Source organism: Thiothrix eikelboomii, from assembly GCF_900167255.1.
Taxonomy (GTDB): domain Bacteria; phylum Pseudomonadota; class Gammaproteobacteria; order Thiotrichales; family Thiotrichaceae; genus Thiolinea; species Thiolinea eikelboomii.
The window spans coordinates 1-16,102 of record NZ_FUYB01000006.1 but is presented as its reverse complement, the minus strand read 5'-3'; the positions used below and the strand labels follow the sequence as shown (position 1 = coordinate 16,102).

Here is a 16,102-nt window from a genome sequence, read left to right as displayed (position 1 = left end):
AGGAGGGAGAGAATTCATGAGTTTGACACTGGAACGAGTGTCCAAGGTCGTCGAGCGGGATACTTATATTTATCCTACCGATCTACACCTTGAAGCGGGCAGCTTGAATGTTTTGCTCGGCCCTACTTTGTCTGGCAAAACCAGCTTAATGCGCCTCATGGCAGGCTTAGACCTACCTAGTACTGGGCGAGTGCTATGGCAAGGCCAAGATGTGACAGGCAAACCCGTGCAAGAACGCAATATCGCAATGGTCTACCAGCAATTCATTAATTACCCGTCCATGTCCGTCTATGAGAATATCGCCTCGCCTTTACGCATTCGTGGTTTGAAGCGCCAAGCACTGGACCAACGTGTCCAAGCGGCCGCCGAGTTACTCAAGCTGACGCCCATGCTGCAACGTAAACCTTTAGAGCTATCGGGAGGACAACAGCAACGTTGTGCCTTAGCTCGTGCCTTAGTGAAAGAAGCGGATTTAGTGTTATTGGATGAGCCACTAGCGAATCTCGATTACAAACTGCGGGAGGAATTACGCGAAGAATTACCCCGCATCTTTACGGCCTCCGGTGCGGTCTTTGTTTATGCGACCACCGAACCGACTGAAGCCTTATTATTAGGTGGGCAGACGGCTACCCTATGGGAAGGGCGACTTACCCAATTTGCGCCTACGCTTGAGGTGTATCGCCAGCCAAACTCGATGACAACAGCGCGGGTCTTTTCTGATCCTCCGATGAATTTCTTGCAACTCAGTAAACAGGGTAATCAATTAAAATTTGATACTGGGGAAACACTACAAGCGAGTGGTGGCCTCACCAATCTCGCGGATACCGTGTATAGCTTGGGCTTTCGTCCGAATCATTTAAGCTTAGCACCCACGAGTCCTGATGCTTTGAGTTTTCAGGTGACCGTCACCGTCGTAGAAATCAGTGGTTCAGAAAGTTTTGTGCATCTCAAGCACGGTGAACAGCGTTGGGTAGCCTTGCTCAGTGGGATTCACGAGCCAGCCCCCAACACAGGCCTGACCGCTTATGTTGACCCCAAACATCTCTATGTATTTGCCGCCGATGGCTCACTGATTAGCCTGTCTACACACCCAGAGCGCCTAAGGAATTAGTATGGCAGAGATTTATCTGAAAAAACTGGCACATAGCTATCTCCCGAATCCACAAAAGCCGGAAGATTATGCCCTGAAAGAAATTGATCAGGTCTGGGAAGATGGTAAAGCTTATGCCCTACTCGGCTCTTCTGGCTGTGGCAAATCCACCTTACTCAATATTATCTCGGGTCTACTCACTCCTAGCCAAGGTCAAGTGCTCTTCGATGGCCAAGAGGTCACCCAGCTACCCACTGAACAGCGCCAGATTGCACAAGTTTTCCAATTTCCGGTGGTCTACGACACGATGACGGTCTATGACAACCTCGCTTTCCCTTTGCGCAACCGCAAGCAAGATGAAGCCAGTATTAAAACCCGTGTTGCCGAAATTGCTGACATGCTGGAATTAACGGCGGATTTAAAGAAAAAAGCACGAGGTTTAACCGCAGATGCTAAGCAGAAAATTTCCTTAGGGCGGGGTTTAGTGCGCCAAGATGTTGCAGCCATTTTATTTGATGAACCACTAACAGTGATTGACCCGCATTTAAAATGGCTATTACGCATGCAGCTCAAAGCCCTGCATCAACGTTTAAATCGCACCATGATTTATGTCACCCATGATCAAACCGAAGCCTTGACCTTTGCCGATCAAGTTGTGGTGATGTATGACGGCTATGTGGTGCAAATCGGCACCCCTCAAGAACTCTTTGAACGCCCTGAACATACTTTCGTCGGTTATTTCATTGGCAGCCCAGGGATGAATGTTCTACCTGTGAGTTTAGAGGGAGCAACCGCCTATCTGAATGGGCAGAGCCTTGCGTTAACCACACGCTACATCAGCCAGCCGGGCGATAAGCTTGAATTAGGAATTCGGCCTGAATTTACCCAACTCAGCCCTATTCCCTCTGCGCATAGCCTAACGGTGACTATCAAGCGGATTGAAGACATTGGGCGGCATAAAATTGCACGGGCAGATTATCAAGGCCGAGAAATCAATATTGTCATCCCTGAAGATCAGCCAGTTTCCGTGGATTATAAATATCTCACCCTTGATCCGAGGCATATTCATCTCTATGCCAATGGCTGGCGACTCAAACAGGAGGCTTCCGCATGAATAAAACCTGGAATAATAAAGCTTGGTGGATGGTTTTGCCGGTCGTACTCTTAGTGGCCTTCAGTGCAGTCATTCCATTAATGACGGTGGTGAATTACTCCGTTCAAGATACCTTCGGCAATAATCAATTTTTCTGGGCGGGTTTACAGTGGTTTGAAGAGATTGTTAATTCTGAGCGCTTTCATGATGCCTTAGGTCGGCAGTTTTTATTCAGCGGTATTATTCTGTTAATTGAAATCCCGCTAGGTATTTTTATTGCCATGAATATGCCGAAAAAAGGCTGGTCAATTTCTGTATGCTTAGTCTTAATGTCCTTACCCTTATTAATTCCTTGGAATGTTGTCGGTACAATTTGGCAGATTTTCGGACGAGTTGATATTGGTTTACTCGGGGCTGCTGCGAACAAACTTGGGATTGATTATAATTATACCCGTGATATTGGAGATGCTTGGTTCACGGTTATTATCATGGATGTCTGGCATTGGACTTCTTTAGTGGCCTTATTATGCTATGCTGGCTTGCAATCTATTCCTGAAGCCTATTATCAAGCAGCACGTATTGATGGCGCTAGCAAATGGGCTATTTTCCGCTATATCCAATTACCAAAAATGCGCGGCGTTTTATTAATTGCGGTGCTCTTGCGTTTTATGGATAGCTTTATGATTTATACCGAGCCATTTGTAGTCACGGGCGGGGGACCAGGGAATGCAACCACCTTCTTGTCGATTGACTTAGTAAAAATGGCGATTGGGCAATTCGACTTAGGCCCTGCGGCGGCTTTCTCGTTAGTTTACTTCTTAATCATTCTGTTACTGAGCTGGGTATTTTATACCATCATGACTAACCTTGATAAGCAGGAGCGCTAACGATGAATGCGACTATGGCTAAATCCAGCTCACCTAAGCGTTCTCGCCTGACTCGTCAAGGCGTCGTGATGACTTTATATCTGGTGTTTTTATTGCTACCGATTTATTGGTTGCTCAATATGAGTTTAAAAACCAATGAAGAAATTCTATCGACCTTTAGCTTATGGCCACAAGACTTAACTTTTAAAAACTATATTACTATCTTCACTGATCCGAGTTGGTATTCGGGTTATATTAATTCGATTACCTATGTACTAATGAATACCGTAATTTCGATTACAGTCGCCTTACCAGCGGCTTATGCCTTTTCACGCTATCGGTTTCTGGGGGATAAGCATTTATTCTTTTGGTTATTAACCAATCGTATGGCACCACCGGCTGTTTTCGCCCTGCCATTTTTCCAATTATATAGCTCAGTTGGGCTATTCGATACGCATATTGGGGTGGCTTTAGCACATTGCTTATTTAATGTGCCACTCGCTGTTTGGATTTTGGAAGGATTTATGTCGGGTGTACCTAAAGAAATTGATGAAACCGCATATATTGATGGTTATAGCTTTGGTCGCTTTTTCACCCGTATTTTTATGCCCTTAATTGCTTCAGGCATTGGGGTCACGGCCTTTTTCTGCTTTATGTTTTCATGGGTGGAATTATTACTCGCACGTACCTTAACCTCAGTCGCTGCCAAACCTATCGCAGCGACAATGACCCGCACGGTCTCAGCCTCAGGTATGGATTGGGGGGTACTCGCCGCAGCGGGAATCTTAACCATTATTCCGGGGGCTTTAGTGATTTGGTTTGTGCGTAATTATATCGCCAAGGGTTTTGCCCTAGGTCGAGTGTAAAGGAGGTCAAGATGGATTTAAGTTGGATGGCTTGGACTTGGCAAACTGCTTTGTTTTTTAGCCTGATTGCCTTGACCTTAATTGGCATGGGAATTTGGAGTGTAAAATCCCCACAAGCCCCCCGCCTAGGGATTTTACAGATTGAAACGACCCCCGGTGATCGGCTATTTATTTCCCTATTGGGGAGTGCTTTCATTTGCTTGGGTTGGTTAGCCGCTTTTGGCTCACCTTTATGGTGGGCAGTATTAGTGTGTATCGTATATGCCTTAGCGGTATTTCGCTGGGTATAGCATTCTTAACTGAGGAGGAGCTTGTATGAAAATCAAAAGACTAACATTTGCAATAACCACTGCCCTGCTATTTAGTTATGGGCAAATTGCGGTGGCAGATGTTGATGCTGCAAAAAAATGGATTGATAGTGAATTCCAACCATCATCCTTGTCTAAAGAAGATCAATTAAAAGAACTAGAGTGGTTTATTAAAGCTGCTGAGCCTTTAAAAGGGATGGAAATCAATGTTGTTTCCGAGACCATCACCACTCACGAATATGAATCTAAAACTTTAGCTAAAGCTTTTAGCGAAATCACCGGAATTAAAGTTACTCATGATTTAATTGGCGAAGGCGATGTGGTTGAAAAGCTGCAAACCCAAATGCAATCGGGTAAGAATATTTATGATGCCTTTATTAATGACTCAGACTTAATTGGTACGCATTGGCGTTATCAGCAAGCCCGTAATCTGACCGACTGGATGGAAGGTGAAGGTAAGGAGGTGACAAATCCGGGTTTGGATTTAAAAGACTTTATCGGCTTAAGCTTTACTACAGGACCTGATAAAAAGCTGTATCAATTGCCGGATCAACAATTCGCTAACTTGTATTGGTTTCGCCAAGATTGGTTTAGTGATGAAAAAAACAAGGCTGATTTTAAAGCAAAATATGGCTATGACCTAGGTGTTCCAGTGAATTGGTCGGCTTATGAAGATATTGCTGAGTTTTTCACAGGGCGGGAGATTGATGGCAAAAAAGTCTATGGACACATGGACTATGGTAAAAAAGATCCCTCTTTAGGTTGGCGCTTTACTGATGCGTGGATGTCAATGGCGGGGATGGGTGATAAGGGTGAGCCGAATGGTTTACCTGTGGATGAATGGGGGATTCGGGTAAATGAAAAATCCCAACCGGTCGGCTCTTGTATGGCACGCGGTGGGGCAACCAATGACCCTTCTGCAGTGTATGCAATTACCAAATATGTGGATTGGTTGAAGAAATATGCCCCACCCGCTGCCGCTGGTATGGTGTTCTCTGAGGCGGGCCCTGTTCCTGCTCAAGGTGAAGTAGCACAGCAAATGTTCTGGTACACCGCTTTCACGGCCGATATGGTCAAAGACGGTTTACCCGTCGTGAATGCAGATGGCACTCCCAAATGGCGGATGGCCCCCTCACCTCATGGTGCTTATTGGGAAGAAGGCATGAAAGTCGGTTATCAAGATGCGGGTTCTTGGACGATCATGAAATCCACCCCGACTGATCGGGCAAAAGCGGCTTGGCTCTATGCGCAATTCGTCACTTCTAAAACCGTGGATGTGAAAAAATCGCATGTCGGCCTGACCTTTATTCGTGAATCGACGATTAATGATAAGAGCTTCACGGAGCGCGCTCCGAAATTGGGCGGCTTAGTGGAATTCTATCGTTCACCAGCACGGGTTCAATGGTCGCCAACCGGTACTAACGTTCCTGATTATCCAAAACTTGCCCAATTATGGTGGCAAAATATTGGCGATGCTTCATCCGGCGAAAAAACACCTCAACAAGCCTTAGATGCTTTATGTGAAGCCCAAGAAAAAGTCTTGGAACGTTTGGAAAAAAGCGGGGTGCAAGGTGAAATTGGGCCAAAAATGAATGAGGCCAAAGACCCGAAAGAATGGCTCGATGCCCCCGGTGCACCTAAGCCTAAATTAGACAATGAAAAGCCTCAACCCGAAACCATTAACTATGATGAGTTAGTAAAATCTTGGACTAAAAGCTGATTTAAGCTATAAAGATTAACCCCTCCCAGCCTCCCCTGCTCAGGGGAGGCGTTTGCTTTTTCCCTTGTTAAGGAGAGATTTGGGAGGGGGGTTTCTCATCCTCAAAGGAACTCGCTATGGCCTATTTAATTGCAATTGATCAAGGCACAACCTCCACCCGTAGCATGGTCTTTAATGAGCGATTGCAAGTCATTGCGTTGGCTCAACAAGAATTTCCACAATACTTTCCACAATCGGGTTGGGTGGAGCATGACCCCGAAGATTTATGGCAAACCACCCTCAGCACACTGAAAGCGGCGCTTGCTAAAGCTCAGCTTGAGGCAGCGGATATGAGTGCGATTGGTATTACTAACCAGCGTGAAACTGTTGTTGTTTGGGATAAAGACACAGGTAAAGCCATTTATAATGCCATTGTGTGGCAAGACCGCCGTACCGCTGATTACTGTCAAGAACTCAAAAAAAATGGCAGTGAAGCACTGATTCAACAAAAAACGGGCTTACGGGCGGACCCTTATTTTAGTGGCACAGAAGTCCGCTGGATTTTAAATCATGTTGAAGGTGCACGTGCTCAAGCCGAAGCGGGTCAACTGCGCATGGGTACTATTGATACTTGGTTGATTTGGCAGTTAACGGGCGGCAAAGTCCATGCCACTGACGCGACCAATGCTAGCCGCACGATGCTATTTAATATTCATACCGGACAATGGGATGCCGAGCTATTAAAACTCTTAGAGATTCCGGCGAGTTTATTACCTGAAGTCAAAGACTGTGCCGCCGATTTTGGCATCACTGACCCCGCGATTTTAGGTGCAGCCCTGCCGATTTCAGGCGTGGCGGGTGATCAACATGCTGCTGTAGTCGGGCAGGCTTGTTTCCAAGCAGGGATGATGAAATCAACCTATGGCACGGGTTGTTTTGCACTGTTAAATACCGGAGCGCATGCGGTTAACTCGCATAATAACTTACTCACCACCTTGGCGTATCAACTCAATGGCCAGCGAACCTATGCCTTAGAAGGCTCAATTTTCATCGCTGGGGCAGCGGTACAATGGCTGCGTGACGGCTTAAAAATCATCCAAAAAGCCAGTGATACTCAAGCTTTGGCTGAAGCGGCTGACCCGAATCAAACCGTGTATTTAGTCCCTGCCTTTGTCGGTTTAGGGGCACCCTATTGGGATCCAGAGGCACGCGGGGCTTTATACGGCTTAACTCGCAATACCGGTCCGGCTGAAATTTCCAAAGCCACCTTAGAAAGTATTGGCTATCAAACTCGTGATTTATTACAAGCGATGCAGGCAGATAGTGCAGGTTTAAAAGAAACCAAGACCGTACTGCGGGTCGATGGCGGGATGACCGCTTCCACGTGGGCCATGCAGTTTTTAGCGGATATTTTGGACAGTCCAGTAGATCGCCCTCAAATCTTAGAATCAACTGCCACGGGGGCTGCTTATTTAGCGGGCTTACAACAAGGTATCTGCCCAGCACCCGAGCAATTTGCCAAAGAATGGGCCTTGGATCAACGTTTCACACCCACAATGAACCAAGCAACCCGCGAACAAAAATATGCAGGTTGGTTAGATGCCGTGCGGCGGACACGGAGCAGTTTAGCTTGATCAGAGGGCGCGACAAACCTAACGATTAGCCAGCAATTGCCTTAATAATGGAACATCCACATACTGCCTGACACCAGCCTCACCCTGTAACACCGTTATGCCTTGGTCTGGCTCACCCAAGTGATCCAGCACCAACAAGGCTTGACTAAAATCTTGGGTTTTAGTGTATTCATTCACCGTCACCAATGTTGGTACTCCGGCAGCATGTGCGGATTTTAAGCCATTGTCGGAATCTTCTAGGGCTAGGCACTCTTCAGGCTGAAGCTTTAATTGCGCTAAAGCATAGGTGTAAATATCCGGTGCAGGTTTTTTCTTTGGCACTATATCGCCCGCTGCAATGCAATCAAACCACTGCAGCGCCTCAGCCCCCAAAGTGGCTGCTAATAAATAGCTCACATTCTCCGGTGTAGTCGTGGTAACAATCGCTAGGCGCAAACCTGCAGCCCGTGCTTCTTGAATTAAGCGTTGCACACCACAGCGTAAAGGAATCTGTCCTTGTTGCAGTCGCTCTAAATAGAAATGCGTTTTGCGCTGATGCAGCTTAGCGATAAAGTCTTTTAAATCCTTGGGCTTGATGAATGGTGTTGCATAATGGTCTATGAAAAATTGAATCCGCTCTTTGCCCCCAGTCACTTGGAGCAACTCACCATACAGTTGCACATCCCAATGCCACTCTAAACCGATTTCAGCAAAGGCTTGATTGAAAGCAACACGATGCCCGTGCTCCTCCGTATCGGCCAATGTCCCGTCAACATCCCATAATAAAGCTTTTAATTGTGTCATACTCAGCGCCTCCATTGGCTTAGGATAAGCGTGTTTGTGGCGTGGTGTTATTCATCTCAAGAGATAAGTCTTAAAATTAACGAGGTATTATCTGCCGCCTTGTAATCAATCTGAAATATTTGTCATGCTAGGATGCGCCGAAGCCACTAAAGGTAGAAGGTCATGAAAAAACAAATCCTCTGTGTCGAAGATGAAGCAGCGATTCGACAAATGATTCGCTTTAGTTTAGAACGTGAAGGCTATACCGTGATGGAGGCCGAAAATGCCTATGTAGCGCGTGAATTGGTTGCGAATCAAACCCCTGACCTCATGTTAATTGATTGGATGTTGCCCGATTTGTCTGGGCCTGAGCTGATTCGGCGTTTCCGTAAAGATGAAGTGACCCGCGATATTCCTATCGTCATGCTCACGGCACGCTCTGAAGAAGAGGATATGATTCATGGCCTTGAGGTCGGTGCGGATGACTATTTAGCCAAACCGGTGTCTTTAAAAACCCTCACCGCCCGCATTAAGGCTTTGTTGCGCCGCTCTGAAGGTTTTAGTGCACGCAAGGTATTAACGATGGGGCCAATTAATCTCGATTTAGATGCTCATCAACTCACCATTCATGGCCAAGCGATTCATCTAGGGATTACCGAATATAAGCTGCTGGAGTTCTTTATGAAGCATCCGGGGCGAGTCTATTCACGCGCCCAACTCCTCGATTTTATTTGGGGGCAAAATACGTATATCGAAGAACGCACCGTGGATGTACATATTTTGCGTTTACGCAAAGCCCTAAAACTACAAGAAGCGGATCACTGCATTCATACCGTGCGCGGTGCCGGCTATCGTTTTACCGAGGAAGCCTTTCATGAGCTATGACTATTGGCAGGTGGAAATCCGCCGCCTAATAGCCATGCTCGTGCTTAGCCTCATCATCGCTTATGCGACAGGTTATTGGCTCTTGAGTTTTTTAGTGGTCAGCTTGGGCTATATTGCTTGGATGCTGTTTAAGCTAAGGCAGTTACAAACTTGGCTAGCCACGGGTCAACCACCAGAAGCGATGCCCGATAGTGATGGTGCTTGGGAGCAAATCACTTATCTGATCCATCGCAGCAAACAAAAAAGCAAATCACGTAAAAAAAAGCAGCGCGAAACTTTAGATCGCTTAAATAATGTGATGGCCGCCTTACCCGATGCGACCGTGCTAATTAACCAAGACTTTATTATTCAATGGTCAAATCCTGCAGCGGCTCGCCTGTTAGGGATTCAAATTGAATTAGATTGGGGTAATCGGTTAGATAATTTAATTCGCTCACCTGAACTCCATGCACTGTTAGCTGCAGGTGAGACGGATAAAAAAATCCGCCTGCTTTCGCCACTGGATGAGCAAATTATTCTACAAGCACATTTAGTCGCGGTGCAGAAAAATCTATTTTTATTTAATGTGCGTGATATTAGCCAAGGTGTTCATTTACAACAAACCCGCAAAGCTTTTTTTGCGAATGCCTCTCATGAATTACGCACGCCTTTAACGGTATTAGCCGGTTATTTAGAATTATTCGAAGATGAGACTGCATTGCCTGAGCATTTATTACCAGCCGTACAACAAGCCCGTGCTCAAGCCGAGCGAATGCAGCGCATTATCAGTGATATGTTGTCTTTATCTAAATTAGAAAATGATGAACAACGCCGGATGATTGAAACTGAAATTAATGTCCCTGAGTTACTGCATGAAATTGCTCTTTCTTTAGGTGATACGTTAGCTGCCGACTCCCATACTTTAAGTTTAAACTTCGATCCAAACCTTTATTTGCTAGGCCATGAGCCTGATTTACTGAGTGTGCTGACTAATCTCACAGATAATGCGATTCGGCATACACCGCCTGGAACCCATATTCAGCTGGATTGGCAGCAGCGAGCGAATGGACAAGTCTGTTTGAGCGTTGAAGATAATGGGTCTGGTATTCCAGCACAACATATTAGCCATTTAACAGAACGTTTCTATCGAGTGGATAAAGGCCGTGCACGCGATAAAGGTGGCACGGGCTTAGGCTTAGCCATTGTTAAACATGTGATGCTTAATCACGGTGGCAACTTAGACATCACCAGCAAAGCAGGCTGTACCCGCTTTACCGCTTGCTTCCCAAGTACACGCGCTCTACGAAAATAGCCGAGCATTTACAAAGCACGCTGCTATACTGCAGGCATGACTAATACCCTCAAATTCTGGACTCGCTTACCTGCCACGCTCTTACGAGAGTTAATCAATGGTGAAATCACCCTGCGTGCAATGGGCTTGGTGTATACAACCTTACTCTCTATTACACCCTTGTTAGCCTTAAGCTTTTCCGTGCTCAAGGGATTTGGGGTTCACAATCAGCTTGAACCTTTATTATTACAGTTTATGGCTCCCCTCGGGACGAAAGCTGAAGAAGTCACTAAGCAAGTGCTGGGTTTTGTCGATAATATTCAAGTCGGTGCTTTAGGCGTGGTCGGTTTAGTCACTCTGCTCTATACCGTATTAATGATGATGCAACAGATTGAAAATGCCTTTAATCATCTGTGGCAATTACCTACAAATCGCTCCTTACATAAGCAATTTAGTAAATACATCAGTGTCATTATGGTGGCTCCGATTATATTATTCACTATGTTTGGTTTAATGAGTTCATTAAGCCATACAGCGATTGCTAAACAGTTATCGAGCCATTCGAGCTGGAATAGTTTATTACAACTCATTCCTGTGTTATTAGTGGTTGCTGTTTTCACTTTTATTTATATTTTTATTCCTAATACCCGCGTTAAATTTCTACCCGCTTTAGGGGCAGGGATGATTGCAGGGGTTGCATGGCAAACAGGAGGTTGGCTATTTGCTGCCTTTGTCGTGAACTCTGGACCGCAAACGGCTATTTACTCTGTATTTGCGGGTTTATTTTTATTTATGCTCTGGATGTATATCGGTTGGATTATTGTATTATTAGGTGCGCGCTTGGCTTATTATTTCCAATACCCTGAAGCTGTTTTTCAAGTAGGGCAAGCCGATAATTTAAGCTTAGAAAGTCGTGAGCTACTCGCTGCTGCTGTCTTACGCGAAATTGCCCTCGGGTTTACCCAAGGCCGCCCACCTTTAAGCTTAGAAGAATTAAGAGCACAAATTCCTATTTCGCGGTTATTAATTAATAAAACTTTAGAGGATTTAATTCGCTACGGTATTCTCAGCCAAGAAACTGGTAAACAACCCCGCTATTTACTGCGTGTATCCCCTGATTTGCTCACCGTACACTATATTCGTCAGTCCCTTTGGCAAGGTGATCACTTGCAGCAAAAGCAAGCTCAACAGATTCGCCAAGCCACGGGTCTAGGCGAGCAAGGCTTAGAGCGTTTGCATCAACAAGCTGAGCTGACCATTACGCAATTATTAGAGCAACGCACGGCTGAACCACCGACACAAGCCAGCACTTAGCCATTGATTTCAACTGGATTTCATGCTTCATTGCAAGTTTAGGTTGGCCGCTTACTGCTCAGCCTCTACGCAGCACAAGGAATCCACTATGACGGCTAAATTCACACTCGATGAACTCCAACAAGCTTATGCCGCAGGCCAAATAGATACGGTTATTGCTTGCCAAGTCGATATGCAAGGACGCCTGATGGGTAAGCGCTTTCATGCCGATTACTTTATCAAACAGGCGGTGAAAGAAACGCATGCTTGTAATTATCTACTGGCGACGGATATGGATATGCATACCGTGGATGGCTATGCCGCCACCAGTTGGCAAGCGGGTTATGGCGATTATGTGATGAAGCCCGATTTAACGACCCTCCGCCCGTTACCTTGGTTAGCAGGCACGGCCTTAGTGCTTTGTGATGTACTCGATCATGCTACCCATGAACCCGTAGCGCATTCGCCGCGTGCCATGCTCAAAAAACAAATCGCCCGTTTAGCTGACTTGGGTATGCAACCCATGATGGCGACTGAATTAGAATTTTTTCTGTTTAATCAAAGCTATGCAGAGGCACATGCAGCAGGCTATCAACATCTAAAATTAGCCAGCGCCTATAATCAGGATTATCACATCCTGCAAACCAGTAAAGAAGAGTCCGTGTTGCGTGCCATTCGTAATGGCTTATTTGGAGCGGGCATTCCGGTCGAGTGTTCTAAAGGTGAGGCCTCTGCTGGGCAAGAAGAAATCAATATTCAATACGCTGATGCACTCACCACTGCGGACTATCATTCCATCGTGAAAACAGCTTGTAAGGAAATCGCCTGGAGCCAAGGTAAAGCGGTCACTTTCATGGCAAAATGGGATTACAGTGCAGCCGGTAGCTCTGCGCATATCCATCAGTCCTTGTGGAGTCTCGATGGCCAGACTGCCCTATTTTTTGATCCGCAAGCCCCCAATGGCATGTCTACCTTGATGCGTCATTATCTGGCAGGCTTACTCGCTCATGCCGATGCACTCACCTATTTCCTCGCGCCTTGGATTAACTCCTACAAACGCTTTCAAGCCGGCACGTTTGCGCCCACTAAAGCCATTTGGAGCCGCGACAATCGGACTGCTGGCTATCGTTTATGTGGTGAGCATAGTCAAGCTCTTCGGATTGAATGTCGTGTCGGCGGAGCGGATTTGAATCCTTATTTAGCGCTCGCCGCCCAAATTGCTGCAGGTTTGGATGGCATTGAACGTCAGTTGGAGCTTGAGCCTGAATTTCGTGGTGATGCCTATGCAGCTAACCATGTCCGTACCATCCCCACCACGCTAAGGGCGGCTTTAGAAAAACTCGATCACTCCGCGATGCTGCGAGCGGCGATGGGCGATGCGGTGATTGAGCACTATTTGCATACCGGACAGTGGGAGCAATTTGAATATGATCGGCGCGTGACCAATTGGGAATTATGGCGTGGCTTTGAGAGGGCTTAGGTATGCAGCACTATGATTATATTATTGTCGGTGCAGGGGCAGCAGGCTGTGTCGTCGCCAATCGACTGAGTGCCAATCCTAAAGTATCCGTCTGCTTAATCGAAGCAGGCGGCAGTGATAAAAGTTTATGGGTAAAAATCCCCGCAGGGATTTTTGGCTTATACGGTAATAAGAAATATGACTATACCTATCAGGGTGTACCCCAAAAGCAGTTGAATAACCGCGTAATTACTGTCAATCGTGGTAAAGGTTTGGGGGGGTCTAGCTCGATTAATAGCATGGTTTATATTCGTGGCAATCAACATGATTATGATGGCTGGGCCGCTTTAGGCTGTGAAGGCTGGTCTTATCAAGAAGTTCTACCTATTTTTAAAGACTTAGAACGTAATTTAGCAGGGCAAGACCCTGCCTATCATGGTTTTACGGGTGAACTGAATGTGGTCAACCCTCAAGATATTAACGAGCTAGCGCGGCGTTTTGTGCAAGCCGGAGCAGCGGCGAAGCTACCGGAAAATACCGACTTTAATGGCGAATCACAGCTAGGTTTAGGTATTTATCAGGTTACACAAAATCAAGGGGTGCGTGTCAGCAGTTATACGGCCTTTATTGAACCGATTCAACAACGCCCGAATTTAACGATATTAACCAATACCGAAGTCTTCAAATTGCAGATTACCCAAGATCGGGTGACAGGGGTCGAGCTTGAGCGCGATGGCGTGCACAGTAGCTTGCAATGCACTCGTGAAGTCATTTTAAGTGCGGGGGCGATTGCCTCGCCTCGGATTCTGTTAGCGTCGGGGATAGGGGATCAAGACGAGTTAAAAGCCCTCGGTCTAGAATGCAAACAGCATCTACCCGGTGTGGGTGAAAATCTACAAGATCATATTGATAGTATGGTTACAGTGCGCTCGCCTCAACCGGTGTCAATTGGTGTTTCTTGGGCAAGTGTGTTCCCCCATATTTTGCCCGCCCCTTTTCAGTATGGTTTAAAGCGCAAAGGCTGGTGGACGACTAATTATGTCGAAGCGGGTGGCTTTGCCAAAACTCGCTATGCGGAAGCCGCCCCGCTTGGCAGCCCTGCGGCTGACCCTGATGTGCAATTCCATTTCACGCCGATTTTTCGTAGTTATCGCGGGCGCAAATTGGAAATGGGGCATGGTTATTCCTTATTTACTTGCGTCTTACGCCCCGAAAGTAAAGGTCGTGTGAAACTCGCAAACGATGGCCGTTTTAAAAATCTACTGATCGACCATAATTTTTTCTCCGCCGCTGCAGATCAAAAGGTTTTGATTGAAGCCGTGAAAAAAGCGCGTGAAATCCTTGCCTCCCCCGTGTTCGATACGGTGCGGGGTGAAGAAATGGCCCCGACCTCGCGTCTGCAATCAGATGAGGAAATCCTTGCGTATTTACGGCAAACCGCGAGTACCGTTTTCCATCCAGTCGGTACTTGTAAAATGGGGGTAGATGCTCTGGCTGTCGTGAATCCGTATGATTTAAAAGTTAAAGGCATGCAGAATTTGCGGGTGATAGATGCCTCCATCATGCCTAAATTAATCAGTGGGAATACCTCTGCGCCGAGCATGATGATTGGTGAAAAAGGTGCACGAATGATTTTGGCTGCAGCTTGATATGCATAAGCTGACACTTATTCGGCCTATTTGCAGGCAACTCGCTGAACTGACAAGCTAGGCAAGCGTAGCAGCCTTAAAGGAGAATAGGCATGTTGGATTGGAAACAAGTGCTTCATCTGAGTCAAAAAGGTAATTTGCCTCCTGATCGCGTGGTGAGCAAAACCGATCAGGAATGGCGGGCGCAACTGAGCCCTGAGCAATATCAAATCACTCGTCAGCATGGTACTGAGCGGGCGTTTAGCTCAGAATTGTGTAGTTTATTCGAGCCGGGTTTATATGCTTGTATTTGCTGTGGCAGTCTGTTGTTTGATGCTAGTCAGAAATTTGAATCTGGCAGCGGTTGGCCCTCTTTCACTCAACCTCTTAAAGAAAATGCCCTTGCCTATCATGCGGATCGTTCCTATGGGATGTTCCGTGTCGAAACCCTCTGCAATACCTGTGAGGCTCATTTAGGCCATGTATTTCCCGATGGCCCACCGCCGAGTGGTTTGCGTTATTGTATGAATGCGGTCGCTTTGAAAAAACTGAAGGATGCTCAAAATGACAACTAGCCCCTTAGAAACAGCTAGCTTTGGCGGTGGCTGCTTTTGGTGTACGGAAGCGATCTTCCAAGAATTGCAGGGTATCGAACAAGTGGTGAGTGGCTATAGTGGTGGACATTTGCCCAATCCTGATTATCGTAGTGTCTGCACGGGTAAGACTGGGCATGCAGAGCTGGTGCAAATCCAATTTGATCCCACTCAGATCAGTTACGCCGACTTGGTGCGGATTCATTTAGCAACCCATGATCCGACCAGTTTAAACCGCCAAGGTGCAGATCGGGGTACGCAATATCGCAGTGTCATTTTTACTCATAGCCCCGAGCAACAAGCAACGGCTCAAGCAGTAGTCGAAGAAATGCAGGCAAATTTTGATGCGCCGATTGTGACGCAAATTACGCCTGCTGAGACTTTTTATCCTGCAGAGGATTATCATCAAAATTATTACCGCACGAATCCAAGCGCAGGTTATTGCCAAGCGGTGATTAATCCGAAATTGAGTAAAGCACGGGCTTTGCTTAAGCAATATCTTGCTTGACCCTTAACGAGGGTGTGTTTAAACTCTAGTTACAAACTGTTTAGTTCAGCTATTATTTTGAGTGAATTTTATGCAATGCTTAATTTTTTCTCATGCAAACTTTTTATACAGCACATTTCCTGCTAAGGGCCTCTGTAAGTGCTTGATT

General features: G+C 46.3%; 15 protein-coding genes. 14 read left to right on the top strand and 1 reads right to left on the bottom strand.

The window, feature by feature from the left end; genetic code table 11:
- Window positions 1-16: 16 nt before the first annotated feature.
- The 7 genes from B5D50_RS08385 to glpK all read left to right on the top strand — a co-directional run bounded on the left by B5D50_RS08385 (window position 17) and on the right by glpK (window position 7,556).
- Window positions 17-1,111, top strand: coding sequence for an ABC transporter ATP-binding protein (locus B5D50_RS08385; RefSeq protein WP_078922154.1), 1,095 nt, complete (start codon window positions 17-19; stop codon window positions 1,109-1,111).
- A 1-nt stretch (window position 1,112) separates the two neighbouring features.
- A complete protein-coding gene (locus tag B5D50_RS08380) occupies window positions 1,113-2,204 on the top strand; it encodes an ABC transporter ATP-binding protein (protein ID WP_078922153.1) in 1,092 nt (363 codons plus the stop codon).
- Window positions 2,201-3,070, top strand: coding sequence for a carbohydrate ABC transporter permease (locus B5D50_RS08375; RefSeq protein WP_078922152.1), 870 nt, complete (start codon window positions 2,201-2,203; stop codon window positions 3,068-3,070). The genes B5D50_RS08380 and B5D50_RS08375 overlap by 4 nt, the downstream gene beginning before the upstream one ends.
- A gap of 2 nt (window positions 3,071-3,072) precedes the next feature.
- Complete coding sequence (locus B5D50_RS08370; RefSeq protein ID WP_078922151.1) at window positions 3,073-3,915, top strand: carbohydrate ABC transporter permease; 843 nt, start codon at window positions 3,073-3,075, stop codon at window positions 3,913-3,915.
- A gap of 11 nt (window positions 3,916-3,926) precedes the next feature.
- Window positions 3,927-4,205 (top strand): DUF2160 domain-containing protein, encoded by a 279-nt coding sequence (locus tag B5D50_RS08365; protein ID WP_078922150.1) that lies wholly within the window; start codon window positions 3,927-3,929, stop codon window positions 4,203-4,205.
- Between the two features lie 25 nt (window positions 4,206-4,230).
- Window positions 4,231-5,943: an ABC transporter substrate-binding protein gene (locus tag B5D50_RS08360; protein WP_200807063.1), complete on the top strand. Its 1,713-nt coding sequence runs from the start codon at window positions 4,231-4,233 to the stop codon at window positions 5,941-5,943.
- Window positions 5,944-6,059: 116 nt separating this feature from the next.
- Window positions 6,060-7,556: a glycerol kinase GlpK gene (gene glpK, locus B5D50_RS08355; protein ID WP_078922149.1), complete on the top strand. Its 1,497-nt coding sequence runs from the start codon at window positions 6,060-6,062 to the stop codon at window positions 7,554-7,556.
- Between the two features lie 18 nt (window positions 7,557-7,574).
- Here glpK and B5D50_RS08350 read toward each other — a convergent pair whose 3' ends face one another.
- A complete protein-coding gene (locus tag B5D50_RS08350) occupies window positions 7,575-8,339 on the bottom strand; it encodes an HAD family hydrolase (protein WP_078922148.1) in 765 nt (254 codons plus the stop codon).
- A 162-nt stretch (window positions 8,340-8,501) separates the two neighbouring features.
- Here B5D50_RS08350 and phoB point away from each other — a divergent pair, with 162 nt between their 5' ends.
- The 7 genes from phoB to msrA all read left to right on the top strand — a co-directional run bounded on the left by phoB (window position 8,502) and on the right by msrA (window position 15,954).
- Window positions 8,502-9,203, top strand: a complete 702-nt coding sequence (gene phoB, locus B5D50_RS08345; RefSeq protein ID WP_078922147.1) for a phosphate regulon transcriptional regulator PhoB — start codon at window positions 8,502-8,504, stop codon at window positions 9,201-9,203.
- A complete protein-coding gene (gene phoR, locus B5D50_RS08340; protein ID WP_078922146.1) occupies window positions 9,193-10,494 on the top strand; it encodes a phosphate regulon sensor histidine kinase PhoR in 1,302 nt (433 codons plus the stop codon). The genes phoB and phoR overlap by 11 nt, the downstream gene beginning before the upstream one ends.
- Window positions 10,495-10,530: 36 nt before the next feature.
- Entirely contained in the window at window positions 10,531-11,787 is a 1,257-nt protein-coding gene (locus B5D50_RS08335; protein ID WP_078922145.1) for a YihY/virulence factor BrkB family protein, read from the top strand.
- Between the two features lie 88 nt (window positions 11,788-11,875).
- Window positions 11,876-13,246 carry a glutamine synthetase family protein gene (locus B5D50_RS08330; RefSeq protein WP_078922144.1) on the top strand — a complete coding sequence of 457 codons (1,371 nt, stop codon included), beginning with the start codon at window positions 11,876-11,878 and terminating at the stop codon, window positions 13,244-13,246.
- Between the two features lie 2 nt (window positions 13,247-13,248).
- Window positions 13,249-14,874 (top strand): GMC family oxidoreductase, encoded by a 1,626-nt coding sequence (locus B5D50_RS08325; RefSeq protein ID WP_078922143.1) that lies wholly within the window; start codon window positions 13,249-13,251, stop codon window positions 14,872-14,874.
- 92 nt (window positions 14,875-14,966) lie between these two features.
- Window positions 14,967-15,428 carry a peptide-methionine (R)-S-oxide reductase MsrB gene (gene msrB / locus B5D50_RS08320; RefSeq protein WP_078922142.1) on the top strand — a complete coding sequence of 154 codons (462 nt, stop codon included), beginning with the start codon at window positions 14,967-14,969 and terminating at the stop codon, window positions 15,426-15,428.
- Window positions 15,418-15,954, top strand: coding sequence for a peptide-methionine (S)-S-oxide reductase MsrA (msrA, locus tag B5D50_RS08315; RefSeq protein ID WP_078922141.1), 537 nt, complete (start codon window positions 15,418-15,420; stop codon window positions 15,952-15,954). The genes msrB and msrA overlap by 11 nt, the downstream gene beginning before the upstream one ends.
- The last annotated feature ends 148 nt before the right edge of the window (window positions 15,955-16,102 follow it).